This is a genomic window from Nocardioides jensenii JCM 1364 = NBRC 14755, from assembly GCF_001552535.1.
Classification (GTDB): domain Bacteria; phylum Actinomycetota; class Actinomycetes; order Propionibacteriales; family Nocardioidaceae; genus Nocardioides; species Nocardioides jensenii.
The window spans coordinates 42813-56075 of record NZ_BCRJ01000064.1; the positions used below are offsets into that span (position 1 = coordinate 42813).

The 13263-nt window shown below is 70.1% G+C and carries 14 protein-coding genes; 5 read left to right on the top strand and 9 right to left on the bottom strand.

Annotated features, from left to right (window positions below):
* Positions 1-14: 14 nt before the first annotated feature.
* Genes NJ4_RS14370 through dut form a run of 4 tightly spaced genes read right to left on the bottom strand, consistent with a single transcriptional unit; the run spans position 15 to position 2273 of the window.
* Positions 15-749, bottom strand: coding sequence for a DUF3159 domain-containing protein (locus NJ4_RS14370; protein WP_067436396.1), 735 nt, complete (start codon positions 747-749; stop codon positions 15-17).
* The gene (locus tag NJ4_RS14375; RefSeq protein ID WP_067436400.1) at positions 746-1117 is read right to left on the bottom strand and encodes an OB-fold nucleic acid binding domain-containing protein; all 372 of its coding nucleotides are present in this window, start codon (positions 1115-1117) and stop codon (positions 746-748) included. The genes NJ4_RS14370 and NJ4_RS14375 overlap by 4 nt, the downstream gene beginning before the upstream one ends.
* 17 nt (positions 1118-1134) lie before the next feature.
* Positions 1135-1797, bottom strand: a complete 663-nt coding sequence (locus tag NJ4_RS14380) for a DUF3710 domain-containing protein (RefSeq protein WP_067436404.1) — start codon at positions 1795-1797, stop codon at positions 1135-1137.
* A complete protein-coding gene (gene dut, locus NJ4_RS14385; protein ID WP_067436407.1) occupies positions 1794-2273 on the bottom strand; it encodes a dUTP diphosphatase in 480 nt (159 codons plus the stop codon). Before dut ends, NJ4_RS14380 begins: the two co-directional genes overlap by 4 nt.
* Positions 2274-2324: 51 nt before the next feature.
* On the opposite strand from dut, the gene NJ4_RS14390 reads away from it, so the two are divergent.
* Both NJ4_RS14390 and NJ4_RS14395 read left to right on the top strand, forming a co-directional pair.
* Positions 2325-2774: a DUF3093 domain-containing protein gene (locus tag NJ4_RS14390; RefSeq protein ID WP_067436411.1), complete on the top strand. Its 450-nt coding sequence runs from the start codon at positions 2325-2327 to the stop codon at positions 2772-2774.
* 64 nt (positions 2775-2838) lie between these two features.
* On the top strand, positions 2839-3183 hold the full coding sequence (locus NJ4_RS14395; RefSeq protein WP_067436414.1) for a DUF4235 domain-containing protein: 345 nt from the start codon (positions 2839-2841) through the stop codon (positions 3181-3183).
* 164 nt (positions 3184-3347) lie between these two features.
* Here the strand turns inward: NJ4_RS14395 and NJ4_RS14400 are convergent, their stop codons facing one another.
* From NJ4_RS14400 to NJ4_RS14420, 5 genes are all read right to left on the bottom strand, one after another.
* Complete coding sequence (locus NJ4_RS14400) at positions 3348-3638, bottom strand: DUF4193 domain-containing protein (RefSeq protein WP_056677086.1); 291 nt, start codon at positions 3636-3638, stop codon at positions 3348-3350.
* Between the two features lie 138 nt (positions 3639-3776).
* Complete coding sequence (locus NJ4_RS14405; protein ID WP_067436417.1) at positions 3777-4568, bottom strand: inositol monophosphatase family protein; 792 nt, start codon at positions 4566-4568, stop codon at positions 3777-3779.
* A gap of 12 nt (positions 4569-4580) precedes the next feature.
* The gene (locus NJ4_RS14410; protein ID WP_157551143.1) at positions 4581-5666 is read right to left on the bottom strand and encodes a ferrochelatase; all 1086 of its coding nucleotides are present in this window, start codon (positions 5664-5666) and stop codon (positions 4581-4583) included.
* A gap of 126 nt (positions 5667-5792) precedes the next feature.
* Positions 5793-8165, bottom strand: coding sequence for a M4 family metallopeptidase (locus NJ4_RS25235; RefSeq protein ID WP_407668064.1), 2373 nt, complete (start codon positions 8163-8165; stop codon positions 5793-5795).
* A 128-nt stretch (positions 8166-8293) separates the two neighbouring features.
* Entirely contained in the window at positions 8294-9280 is a 987-nt protein-coding gene (locus NJ4_RS14420) for a LuxR C-terminal-related transcriptional regulator (RefSeq protein ID WP_067436423.1), read from the bottom strand.
* Positions 9281-9484: 204 nt separating this feature from the next.
* Here NJ4_RS14420 and NJ4_RS14425 point away from each other — a divergent pair, with 204 nt between their 5' ends.
* From NJ4_RS14425 to NJ4_RS14435, 3 genes are all read left to right on the top strand, one after another.
* A complete protein-coding gene (locus NJ4_RS14425; protein WP_067436426.1) occupies positions 9485-10369 on the top strand; it encodes a hypothetical protein in 885 nt (294 codons plus the stop codon).
* A 124-nt stretch (positions 10370-10493) separates the two neighbouring features.
* Positions 10494-11681, top strand: coding sequence for an MFS transporter (locus NJ4_RS14430; protein WP_067436429.1), 1188 nt, complete (start codon positions 10494-10496; stop codon positions 11679-11681).
* The gene (locus tag NJ4_RS14435) at positions 11678-12982 is read left to right on the top strand and encodes a D-arabinono-1,4-lactone oxidase (RefSeq protein ID WP_067436432.1); all 1305 of its coding nucleotides are present in this window, start codon (positions 11678-11680) and stop codon (positions 12980-12982) included. Before NJ4_RS14430 ends, NJ4_RS14435 begins: the two co-directional genes overlap by 4 nt.
* The last annotated feature ends 281 nt before the right edge of the window (positions 12983-13263 follow it).

Here is a 13263-nt window from a genome sequence, read left to right on the forward strand (position 1 = left end):
CCGGGCCGGCCGGGTCAGGCGGCGGTCTCGGGCTCCTGCATGGGGGTCGCGTTGCGGGCCAGCAGCCAGACCATGGCGGCCAGGGACGCGAGCTGAAGGGGCCAGCCCATGACGATCTTGGCGATCCCCAACGCCGCGACGGCGGCATCGGGATCCATCGAGCCCCCGGTGCCGGCCAGGTAGAGCGGTGCCTGCACCACGACCCGGAGCACGCACGGGGCGACCAGCACCCACGTGAGGCGGCTGCACAGCTTCACGATCTGCGGGTCGTCCCGCCACGCCGTCGGGTCGCCGGTGACACTGCCGACCATGAACCCGACCAGCGGCCACCGCACCAGGCAGGACAACGACAGCACCACGGCGTAGCCGGCGTTGTAGAGCAGGCCCGGCAGGAAGTAGGCCAACGCCTGGTCGTTGGCGTCTCCGCCGGCGCGCGCGGCGCGCAGGGCGAAGAAGGCGCCGATCGCGATGCCGACCAGCGCGTTGACCACGAACTGCACCGAGGAGCGCTGCACCAGTCTCACGACCAGGGCGATGACGGCGGCGGTCACACTGACCCCGAGCGCCAGCAGGAGCTCCTTGGTGGTCAGGAACGTGGCGGTGAAGAGGATCGTCGGGACGGCAGCCTCCAACATGCCCCGGCGCCCGCCGAGTGCGGTGGAGAGCTGACGGCGGACCAACGCCTCCACGGTCTCGGCCGTGGCCCGCGGTGCGTGGGCGGCGGGGACAGCGGGATCGGAAGCACTCATGGAGCAAGCTCGTAGCGTGGATTGAACATCACGCGGGTGTGCTCCTGGACTCCGATGCGGCCCTCGACGGTCAGCGCCCGCCCGGGGTCGATGCCGGTGATGCGCCGCCGGCCGAGCCACACCAGAGTGATCACCCCGGTGCCGTCGTAGAGCTCCGCCTCGAGGGCGGGCACTCCGCCGCGGGGTCGCAGGGTGACGGTCCGCAGGGTGCCGGTGAGCCGGATCCGCTCGCGGTCCGGGGCGTTCTCGATCGTGGTCAGGCCCGACGTCGCGACGCTCTCGCGCAGGTCACGGGCGTGCTGGTCCGTGCTGTTGGCCCAACTGCTGATGGCACGTCGCAGTCGGCTGCGCTCCTTGCGTTCCGGCATGGGTCAAGGCTACTGACTCAGCCGACGCGCCGGGCCTGCGGCGGCAAGGTGATCGGCAGCTGGTCACCCGGGGCCATCGGTCCATCGCCTCGGCGTACCACGAGTGAAGCCACCGCGGCCTCCCACGGACCGGCCTCGTCGGCGTCGACGGCCGGCTTGCCGAGGTAGGTGGCTCGCAGGAACCACCGCGGGCCGTTGTAGCCGACGATGCGCGAGGGCTGCTGGCTGGTGGTCCCCTCGGGGGTGCGCACCGTGCGCTGGCAGACCAGCTCGGTGCCGTGAGGACCTTCGGTCTCCGTGGCCGTGCCACCTTGGCGGGCGGTCTCGGAGGCGATCTGGCGGCGTACGTCGCTCCACAGGTCACCGTTGCGCGGCGCGGCGAAGGCCCGCACCTCGACCGCACCCGTCGGGCCGGCGATCAGCACGCTCTGGACGTCACCGGACTTCTCGTCCACCTGGAGTCGGAGCTCGAGGCCCTCGGCCGGGGCGATCAGGATGCCGCCGAGGTCGACGCGGTCGACGTCGTCATCGTCGAGATCGACCTCGGAGCTGTCGTAGGGACCGGAGGGAGCGGCGGACTCGGTCGGGTCCGCGGTCTCGGTGTCCTGGTCGGCCGCGGCGGACTTCTCCTCGACCTGGGAGGCCTTCTCGTCCGTGCGGGACTTGCGTCCGAACTTCACTGCGTACTCCTCTTGACGTCTGCGGTGGCGAAACCACCCGTGGAACCGTAGCCCCCGGCACCACGCGACGTGTCATCGAGTGTGTCGGTCTCGACGAACTCGGCCCGCTCGTGACGCTGGATCACCAGCTGGGCGATCCGGTCGCCGCGACTCAGGTCGATGTGCAGGTGGCGGTCGAGGTTGATCAGCATGACCTTGATCTCGCCCCGGTAACCGGCGTCGATCGTGCCCGGCGCGTTGACGATCGACAACCCGTGGCGGGCGGCCAGACCTGACCGCGGGTGCACGAGACCGACGTACCCCTCGGGCAGCGCCAGGGCGACCCCGGTCGGCACCATCAGCCGCTCCCCCGGTTGAAGGGTGACGTCACGGGTGGTCATCAGGTCGGCCCCGGCATCTCCGGCATGTGCGTAGGACGGCAACGGGAGGCCCGGATCGAGACGGACGATGCGGACCGGAACCGGCGGAACTGACATGTCTCCGACCCTACCTGCGCACCCGAGCGGTCGGGATGAAAGGCTTGACCCGTGCAGTACGCCGAACAGCTCACCGTGTCGCTGCGCTGGTGGGTTCAGGGAACCATGCTCGTGGCGACCCTCTGGTTCACCATCGCCGTCGCCATCCCCTCGATCCTCGCCGCCGCCCTGATCAGCCTGGGCTTCGCGGTTCTCGTGGCCGGGGGACTGCTCCTCTACGGCTCGGCGCGCATCACCGTCGGCAACGGCGAGCTCCGAGCCGGACGGGCCCACATCGCGCTCGACCTGGTCGGCACCGCGGAACCCCTCGACGCCGAGGGAACCCGCCGGGTGGCCGGCGTGGACGCTGACGCCCGCGCCTACCTGCTGCTGCGTCCCTACCTCAAGCGTTCCGTGCGCATCGAGATCACCGACCCCCGCGACCCCGCGCCGTACTGGCTGGTCTCCACCCGGCGTCCCGACAAGCTCGTGGCCGCACTGTCTGCTGTCACCGCCGAGTAGACCCACTCGTCCCGGCCTCACTCGTCTAGGGTGGGCAGGCATTCCAACCCCTCAGGAGGATCTGATGGCATCCGGCTCCAAGGCATGGTCGGCACTCTCACTCGGCGCCGCTCTCGGCAGCGCAGCGGTGGCCAAGAAGGCACTCAACGGAGGCTGGAAGGCGGCCACCGGAAAGAATCCGCCGGCCAACCCGGCCGACCCCGACATCGACCTCTGGGAGGCCGTCATGTGGGCGGCCGTCAGCGGTACGGCGGTGGCGATCGTGAAGATGCTGGCCACCCGCAAGGCGGCCAACTACTTCGCCAAGTCCACCGGGCACCTGCCGCCCGGGCTCGAGGCCGACGGCAAGTCGTCGAGCTCGCGCAGCTCCGACACCGGTGACATCCTGGCTTCGGGCATCAACGACTAGGTCCTCGGCACATGCAAGAGCCGCAACCCTGCGTGGGTTGCGGCTCTTTGTCTTGTTCGCTCACCCGGCTCGGGGACGCAGCCCCTGTCGGGGTCCCAGGTCGGGGTTGCCGAGTCGATGCTGCGTGCTGACCTGCGCGGACCACGCTCCCGGCGCTTCGTGCCTTACGCGCAGTCCTTGCAGATCAGCTTCTTCGCATCGGCGAGCTGGCTCCGGTGGTGAACCAGGAAGCAGCTCATGCAGGTGAACTCGTCGTCCTGACGCGGCTTGACCTCAACGGCCAGCTCTTCGTGGGACAGGTCGGCTCCGGGCAGCTCGAAGGACTCCGCCGCCTCGGCCTCGTCCTCGTCGACCTTGCCGGAGTTCTTGTCGTGACGGCGGGCCTTGAGCTCTTCAATGCTCTGTTCGCCCTGGTCTTCTTCGTTCTTGCGGGGTGCGTCGTAATCGGTCGCCATCAACTTCTCCAGTCAATCAACTGCGGTCGCGTCGTCATCTGTTCGCGCGAGTCCCGGCGCCAGATTGTGCACCATCGGCCAGCAACTTGCACGCGCATTCCACACGATGTCTCGACTGCAACGATCACCGGGGGTCGGCTATTCCCGATTCGGGGCGAGAAACCCGCACGAGATGACCGTCTCGCGGAACTCCACGAAGCCGTGTTCGGGCGCGCACACGAGCGCCTCCTTGCCCCCGCGCCCCACGGCCAGTTCGGACGTGGCACCGGCCTCACGAGCGATCAGCGCCCCGGCTGCGTGGTCCCACTCGGCCACCCCCTCCTCGACGTAGCCGTCGGCCGAGCCCGCGGCGATGCTGCACAGGTCGAGTGCGCAGGACCCCATCCTGCGAATGTCGCGGACCAGCGGCAGCAGTCGGGCGACCGCCGCGGCCTGCACCAGTCGGGTCTCCGCCTGGTAGTTGAAGCCGGTCAGGACCAGTCGTTCGGCCAGCGGGGCCGCAGCACGGACCCGCAACCGGGCCCCGTCACGCCAGGCGCCACCGCCCAGACTCGCGTGGAAGGCCTCCCCCGTGGCCGCGTTGACCACCACGCCGGCCACCACCACGCCGTCGCGTTCGGCGGCGATGGAGACGGCGTACTGCGGGATGCCGTAGAGGAAGTTGACCGTGCCGTCGATCGGGTCGACGATCCAGCGCACTCCCGTGCCGCCTCCGGTGCCGCCACCCTCCTCACCGAGGAAGGCGTCCTCGGGACGCGCGGCCAGCAGCTGCTCCCGGATCAGCCGTTCACAGTCCCGGTCGACCTGGGTGACCACGTCGACGGTGCTCGACTTGGTGGCCGCCACCGACACGCCACCGCGTCGCTGCTGCGCCACGAAACGGGCGGCCTCCCCGGCCACGTCGCGCGCCAACGCCAACAGGTCGTCCATCGGGGACCGCCCTCAGTCCAGCCCACCCAGGGCCGGCAACGACTCCCGGGCGTTCGCGCAGCACCCGGCGGCGCAGATGTCCCAGCACGCGGGCAGGCTGCCCTCACTGGCCCGAACGACGTCCTCCCCACGCTCGATCGCGGCACGCTCGAGGAGCAGGTCGCGAACCATCGCCACGAAACGTGGGTCGATGCCCGCCGTTGCCGCCCGCGCGAAGGGCAGCCCCAGCTTCTCGGCCGTGGCCGCCGCCTCGGTGTCGAGGTCGTAGACCACCTCCATGTGGTCGGAGATGAATCCGATCGGCACCAGCACCACCGGCGGGGCCTCACCCTGGGCCAGGTGCTCGAGGTGGTCGTTGACGTCGGGCTCCAGCCACGGAATGTGCGGCGCTCCCGAGCGCGAGCAGAAGACGAGGTCGTGGACGTGACGGTGGCCGGTCTCGAGTCGCACGCGCTCCACGATCTCCTGCATGACGCTGCGGTGCTGGGCGACGTACGCCCCGCCGTCGGGCCCACTCGCGTCGTCCATGGCGATCGGGATCGAGTGCGTGACGAAGAGCAGGTGTGCGTCCTCCCGTTTCGCGTCGGGCAGTTCAGCCAGCGCGGCCAGGGTGCTGTCGACCATCGCGGTGATGAAGCCGGGGTGGTTGAAGTAGTGGCGCAGCCTGTCGAGTCTCGGCGCGCCCTCGACGGCCGCGCTCGCCGCGGCCAGGTTCTCGCGGTACTGCCGGCACCCGGAGTACGACGAGTAGGCGGACGTCACCAGACAGGCCGCCCGGGTGATGCCGTCGGTGGCCATCTCCTCGAGGGCGTCGGTCAGGTAGGGGTCCCAGTTGCGGTTGCCCCAGTAGACCGGGAGGTCGAGCCCGGCACCGGCGAAGTCCTCGCGGATGGCGGCCAGCAGCTCCCGGTTCTGGTCGTTGATCGGCGAACGGCCGCCGAACCCGAAGTAGTGCTCGCCCACCTCAACCAGCCGTTCACGGGGGATGCCCCTGCCGCGGGTCACGTTCTCGAGGAAGGGCACGACGTCCTCGGGCTTCTCCGGGCCTCCGAAGGAGACCAGCAGGAGTGCGTCGTACGGGCCGGGATCGGAGTGCATGCCGACCATCCTAGGAACCACCTGCACGTCACCGCGACGAGGTCGGGCAAGCAGCCGTCGAAGCCCGGGCAGAAGGGAGTGGGAGGCCGACCGTGCTCGCGGTCGGCCTCCCACCCGGTCGGTCGATCAGCCTGCGGGGAGCAGGCACCCCTCCTTCGCCAGGTCGAGCGAGTTGTCATCGGCCAGGCAGGTGTAGAACCACGAGGTCTGCTGGGCGTAGGCCGCGCCCTTCTCGACGGTGACGTTGCCCTCCTCGTCAACCTCGCACGGGTTGTTCATCGTGCACTTCTCGCCGTCCTCGTTCCCGGTGTTGTTGGCGGCGACCACCTCGTGTGTCTCGGTGTCGACCACCGGTGAGCCCGAGGTGCCGCCGACCGTCTCGCAGCCGGGCTGGTGGTACTTCACCGAGTCCTCCATGGTCCAGTCGGCTTCCTTGAGCTGCGGGATCGTCGAGTCGACCGAGCAGCTGTAGATCTTCTGCCAGTAGCCGGAGACGACCGCGATCGACGTGCCGTCGGCCGGCGACTCCTTGGCCAGGGTGAGCGGCGTGAAGCCGTCGAACTCGTCGGCCAGCTCCTGGTAGGTCTTGTCCAGGCGGTAGAGCGACACGTCGGTCTTGGTCATCGTGGAGTAGAGGACGTCGGTCGCGTTGACGTCACCGGCCTCGTTGCCCTCGGTGTCGAGCAGGGTGAAGGTGCGGTCGGACGGCTGGTCGACGATGACCTCGCCGGCCTCGGGCATGCCGCCCTCGTAGCAGTGGCCGTTGGTCAGGCCGAGCGCCTTGTCGGTGGCCACGGAGTCGTCGAACCGGACCACGGAGGCCGAGCAGTTGTCGAGCGCGGCGATGCCGGTGAAGTCGACACCACCGGCAGGCGGGTCAGTCGGGTCAGTCGGGTCGGTGGGATCCGTCGGGTCCGTGTCACCGCCACCCTCACAGGTCGGCTCGTCCGCCTGGGCCGGTACGTCGACCGCGTCCCACGCCGCCTTGACCGCATCGAACTCGGTGCAGCTGTCGGGGTAGAGGTTCTTCGCCGCGGTCAGCGTCCAGGTGCGGTACTTCAGGTAGGAGCTGTCCGAGGTCTTCAGCAGCATCGCGTTGTAGACGATCTTGCCGGCCTTCTCGATGCCGATCCCACTGACGTCCGTGTCGTTGCAGGTCGGGCTCTCCGGGCCGCTGGCCGGCTTGTTGCCCTGCGCCAGCAGGTAGAACCAGTGGTTGCCCGGCCCCGCGGTCGCGTGCACCTCACCGTCGGGGATGTCGTCGGTGTAGCAGTTGGGATCGCCGCTGACCTGGGACGGGTCGTACATGTTGCGGATCGGGCCCGACCCGACGAGATCGATCTCCTCACCGACGAGGAAGTCCGGCTCGTCGAACTCCTCCGGCTGGGCGGCGTAGGCCTCGGTCAGCGCGCCGAAGACGTCACCGATGAACTCCTGGGTGCCGTTGCCGGAGATGCCGCCCGGGGTGTGGTCGTCGATGCCGTGGCCGAGCTCGTGCGCCATGACGTCGATCGAGGAGATCCAGTCCCCTGCCTGGTTGTGCCCGATCTGCACCTGGGTGCCGTCGTAGTAGGCGTTCATGTCGTCGAGGCCGACGCGGATCGGCAGGAAGCCGCCCTCGCCGTCCATGCCGTCGCGTCCGAGCCACTCCTCGAGCATCTTGTTCTGGGTCTGCGCCGCGAAGAGGGCGTCGACGCAGCCGGTCTCCTTGTTGCCGGCGTCTCCGTCACCCCAGGTGTCGTCGGGGCCGCTGAAGGTCTTCTCGGTGTCGGCGTCCTGGCAGGCGAGGTCGGTGACTGCCGGGTCCGCCAACGTGAAGCCACCGTCGGCTTCGGAGGTGTCCAGGGCCAGCGGTGCGGGGCCGTTGTAGGCACCGGTGCCCTCCCCTGCGAGCACGTGCTCGGTGCTGCCGATGACTGAGCCGGTGCGTGCGTCGACGTACACGGTCTGACGGGACGGCGAGCCGGACCTGGTGCCCGCCACGGTCGTCGCCCACGCCAGCCGGGGCTGGGCACCGAGCGCGTGCACGACGAGTTCCGGGGTCTCCGTGGAGGTGACCTTCGTCAGCCGGGCCTCGGCCTTCTGCGTGGCCGAGCTGGAGCTCACCGTCGGCTGGACCGCAAGGCTCGAGATCGTGCGGTCCTGCGCGACGGAGGTGCCCTGCACGTTGCCCTGGAGGTCGGTGACCACGACGAAGTCGCCACCGACCACGGGGAGCCCCTTGTAGGTGCGCTCGTAGGGGACGTACTGCGTCTTCCCGGAGCGGATCACGGTGCCGGCGTCGAACGTGTCGGACCCACTCGCATGCAGGGCCGCTGGTTGACCCTTGACGAACTGGCCCGCGGCGGTGGCGGCCAGCGCACGCGGTGTGGGATCGGCCTTCTGGTCCGACGACGGCGAAGCACTGGCTCCTGCGACGGCGAGGCTCGAGAGGCTGAGCGCCGCGACCACGGAGAGCGTCGTCGTCATGGCCACCTTGCGGATGGAGGATGCTGACACGACCATATTTGTTCCCTTCGGATGGGGTGTGGTGCACGACATCTTGTGGCGGCACCCACGATGAGGGGAACGATCTTCGGCTGGCCGAGAAGCGCCATGGCCGCGATCAGTCAGTGTCGCGGTGGCCCTCAGACGAGGCCGCGGCGCACGGCTTGTACGCCGGCCTGGAACCGCGACTCGATGCCGAGCTGCTCGAAGAGCACGCGCGTCTTGCGGGTGAAGGTTCGCGGCGCCACGCCCAGCTGGCGGGCGATGGCCTGGTCGGTGAGGCCGTCGGCGAACAGTCTCAGCATGAGTCGTTGCTCGTCATCGAGGTCGGGCCCGTTCAGTCGCACAGGCCGGCCGATGGCGGCCTCCATCGGGGTGGCCTCGGCCCAGCAGAACTCGAACATGCGGGTGAGCAGCTGCACGTAGGCACTGCCGCGTACGACGACCGCGCCCGAGCGTCCTTCGGCCCACTTCATCGAGCACACGGCGGTCATCCCGTCGGCCAGCACCATGCGGAAGGGCAGGGTGTCGCGGATGCGCACCTGGGCGCCGGCCTCGATCAGCTGCTCGAGATAGCGCAGTGTGGGCAGGCTGCGCACGGCACTGGAGAGGTAGATGGTGCGCACCTCGACGCCGCGCTCGAGCACGGCGAGGTCCTGCGGCAGCGCGGCGTCGATCGCCTCCTGCGGCAGCGCACCACCCGAGTGGGCGGTCAGCAGCTGGTGCTGCAACGAGTCACCGAGCTCGGCCAGGAAGGCCCGTGCCGTCTCGTTGCCCTCGAGCACGGTGTTCATCGCGTCGTCGTCGACGATCACGCGCAGTGCGGGCAGGAGGGAGGCCATCGACTCGATGTCGGCGGCCAACCGGCTCGCGGTCGCTGACCAGTCCGCCACGGACCTGCCGTGCTCCTGGAGCACCTGCTCCGTCGCGCGCATCGGGTCGACGACGCTCCAGCGTTCGTCGTCGCTTTCACGGAGCAGCCCGAGCTGGACCAGCTCGTCGCGCGCAGCGTCGAGGGCCACCGGGGTGACCCCGAGGGTCTCGATCATGCGGGTGTCGGACCAGTCGCCGTTGCGTCGGGCGAGTCGGTAGAGGCTGATGGCGAGGTCATGGTCTGAGGCGGGCACGAGGTCAACCTTTGCGGTTTCCACCCGGCATTGTCGAGTGGCCCGACCCGGTTCGCCCGGCACCCGGGGCCGTCAGCACCGACGCATGGCCGATGATGGCCGTGGCCACGATCGGCCACCGCGGAGGCGTAGCCCGACCCCTCCGTCAAGGGCGATCCTTCGTGCACCGACCGTCCCACCATTTGGACCACAAGGGGTCTCCACATGCGCGCGTCCCGGCACATCACGCCGTTCGTCTCCGTCGCCGTCACCACGGCCGCACTCTGCGCTCTCACCTCCCCGCCGGCCACGGCCAGCCTGGCCTGGGCGGACGACCCGTGCGAGAGCAACGGCGGGCAGGTGGCCGTCGCTCCCGACATGTCCGCGGCTCCCTCGGTCGAGCATCCGCTGGCGTACGTCGCCTGCGCCGACGGTGCCCTGCTCTACCACGGCGCCTCCGGCCGGGGCACGAACGAGCGGATCCCCGACGTCGAGGCCGACATCTTCGTCGACGTCGTCTCCGCGCCCGGGCACAGCATGTACGCCGTGACCAGCTACGGCCGGATCACCACGGTCGGTGCCGAGGCCGAGTTCTACGGCGACATCTACCCCACCGCAGGCGTGGTCGCCGTCGAGGTGACCGAGTCGGGTGAGGGCTACTGGATCGTGACCCGCAACGGCGAGGTCTTCGGCTTCGGCGACGCCGCCGACATGGGCCCGGCCGAGGACACGGTCGTCGACGCGCCCATCGTGGCCTTCACCGCCGACGGGTCCGGTGGCGGCTGGGTCGTCACGGCGGCCGGCCAGGTGGTGCCCCTCAACGGCGCGGCCGACCACGGCTCCGTGCGCAGCCGCGTGGCCCCCGACGACCGCGTGGTCGGCATCGTCTCCGACCGGCAGACCGGAGGCTACTGGGTGGTCACCCGCGCAGGCCGCATCATCGAGGCCGGCGGTGCCCCCGCCGAGACCGAGCAGGCCACCTGCCAGGACAACCCTGGCGGCCAGCCGCCGTTCAGTGGAGCGGTCGGCGACTACCACCCCGACGCATCGGCGCGCCTGTGGATCTACAGCGTCAACGGCGGCATCTGCGGCTTCAATCCCGGGGCCTGAAGGCATCGGGTGATCACCACCCGGCACTGAGAAATGGGTGAGCCTCGGGGCACCGGATCTGAGAGGCTGCGCAGTGACCGCCTGATCGGTCGCCCATCCCCGTGAGCCGGAAGGAAACCACCCGGTGCTGTCGTCCTACGGCCGCGTGCTGTCCACTCCCGGCGGATGGCAGTTCAGCCTGAGCGGACTCGTCGCCCGCCTGCCGATCTCGATGATCAGTCTCGGCATCGTGCTCCTGGTCTCCGCCTCCACCGGCTCCTACGGTCTGGCCGGCACGATCGCGTCGGCGTACCTGTTCGCCAATGCGGCCTTCGCGATTGTGCAGGGGCGTCTGGTCGACAGGTTCGGCCAGCACGTGGTGCTGCCGCTCGCGCAGACCACGTTCACCGTCGCGCTCTGCTTGATGATCTGGGCGATCGAGGCCGATGCGAACCGCCTCGTCGTGCACGCCCTGGCCGTGATCGCGGGTGGCGCCCTCCCCCAGGTCGGCGCGTGTGTGCGGGCCCGCTGGTCCCACGTGCTGTCCGAGGGCAGGTCGGTCCAGACGGCCTACGCGCTCGAGTCCGTGGTGGACGAGGTCGTCTTCGTCACGGGCCCGACCGTGGTCACGTTCCTGGCCACTGCCTGGCACCCGATCGCCGGGCTGGCCGCGGCCATGACCTCGGGTCTGATCGGCACGTTGGCACTCGCTGCGCAGCGCCGCACCCAGCCACCGCCGCGAGCCCACCGGTCCACGAACGGCGAGCGTCCACCGATGCCGTGGCGCACCGTGGTGCCGCTCGCCATGATGTGCGTGGCACTCGGTGTGATCTTCGGATCCGTCGAGGTGATCACCGTCGCCTTCTCGGAGGAGCTGCACGCCAAGCGGTGGGCCGGGCCGCTTCTCGGGCTGTGGGCGCTGGGCAGCCTGCTGGCCGGTCTGGCCAGCGGCGCGGTCAGCTGGCGCACTCCCCCGGAGACCCGGGCGCGCTGGGGCGTGCTCGCGCTCGGACTCACGATGGTGCCGCTGGCCTTCGTCGGATCGATGGTCGTGATGGGCGGGTTCCTCCTGCTCGGCGGCATGGCGATCGCGCCGACCCTGATCGCGACGTTGTCTGCCACCGAGCGTGCGGTTCCGGCCAGCCGTCTCACCGAGGGGATGGCGATCCTGCACACCGGCCTGGGCGTCGGTGTCGCTCCGGGTGCCGCCTTCGCCGGCCTGCTCATCGACGCGTACGGCGCCTCGCCGGCGTACGTCGTGCCCGTGGCGGCCGGGGTGCTGGGCGCCGCCGCTGCGTGGAGCGCACGGGCACCAGTAACCTCCTCGCCATGACGCAATGGCGCAACTGGTCCGGCCTCGAGTCCACTTCGCCGTCGGAGGTCGTCGTACCCGCGGACGTCTCCGAGGTGGCGGCTGCGGTCACCGAGGCCGCGGAACGTGGAACGACCGTGAAGATGATCGGCACCGGCCACAGCTTCACCTCGATCTCGGCACCCGAGGGCGAGATGCTGCGTCCGGAGGCTCTCCAGGGCATCGTCGCCGTGGACCGGGAAGCGATGACCGTGACCGCCCTCGCCGGGACTCCCCTGCACGTCCTCAACACCGAGCTCGCCCGGCTCGGTCTCTCTCTGCACAACATGGGCGACATCGCCGAGCAGACGCTGGCCGGGGCGATCAGCACCGGCACCCACGGCACCGGTGGCCTCAAGGCGTCCCTGTCGGCGCAGGTCTCCGGGCTCGAGATGGTGGTCGGTGACGGATCGGTCGTGCGGGCGTCGGCGACCGAGAATCCCGACGTGCTCGCCGCGGCCCGACTGGGGCTCGGCGCCCTGGGCGTGCTGACCACGATCACGTTCGACGTCGAGCCGCTCGGCGTGCTCCTGGCCCACGAGCAGCCGATGCTGTGGGACGAGGCGCTGGAGCGCTACGACGAGTTCGTCGCCGAGAGCCACCACTGCGACATGTACTGGTTCCCCCACACCGATCGCATGCAGGTCAAGCGCAACTACCGCCAGGACCTCGCCCCCGGCGAGGCGGAGCCGCTGTCCCGGTTCCGGGCGTGGCTCGACGACGACTTCCTCGCCAACACCGCCTTCGCCGGCGTCAACGCGATCGGCAACCGGGCCCGTTCACTGGTCCCGCGGCTCAACGAGATGTCGGGGCGCCTGCTCTCCGAGCGCAGCTACAGCGACGTCCCGCACAAGGTCTTCACCTCGCCGCGGCGGGTGGTGTTCCGCGAGATGGAATATGCGCTGCCTCGCGAGGTCGGCCTCGACGCGCTGCGCGAGGTACGCCGACTCGTCGACGCCTCCGACTGGCGGATCAGCTTCCCGGTGGAGGTCCGGATGACCCCGGCCGACGACCTGACCCTGGGCACCTCGACGGGTCGCGAGTCGATCTACCTCGCCTTCCACGTGAACCGGCGCACCGACCACACGGCGTACTTCGGTGGGGTCGAGGAGATCCTGCGAGCCCATGACGGGCGACCGCACTGGGGCAAGGTGCACACGCGCACGGCGGCCGACCTGGCTCCGGCGTACCCGCGCTGGCAGGAGTTCCTCGACCTGCGCGACCGGCTCGACCCGGCCCGGGTGTTCAGCAACACCTACCTGCGTCGCGTCCTCGGCGACTGACCCCACCCCGCCCCGTGCAGCGCGGGGTTGTGGTCGCTCCACACGTGTCGTGACACCGCACCAGCGACCACACCACCGCACAAGTGCCGAGCCGGGCTGCACGGGCCGGGCTGACCGGGCCGGGCTGTCCGGGCCGGGCTGCCCGGTCAGACGCTGGAGGACCCGCGCGGCATCGGCGCGGTCCAGTTGCGGCGCAGGGCCAGCAGACGCCAGACCAGGCACACCGTGCCACCGGTGACGGCGGCGAGCCACACCGGCTGGTCGAGCTGGTGGATCGTGGC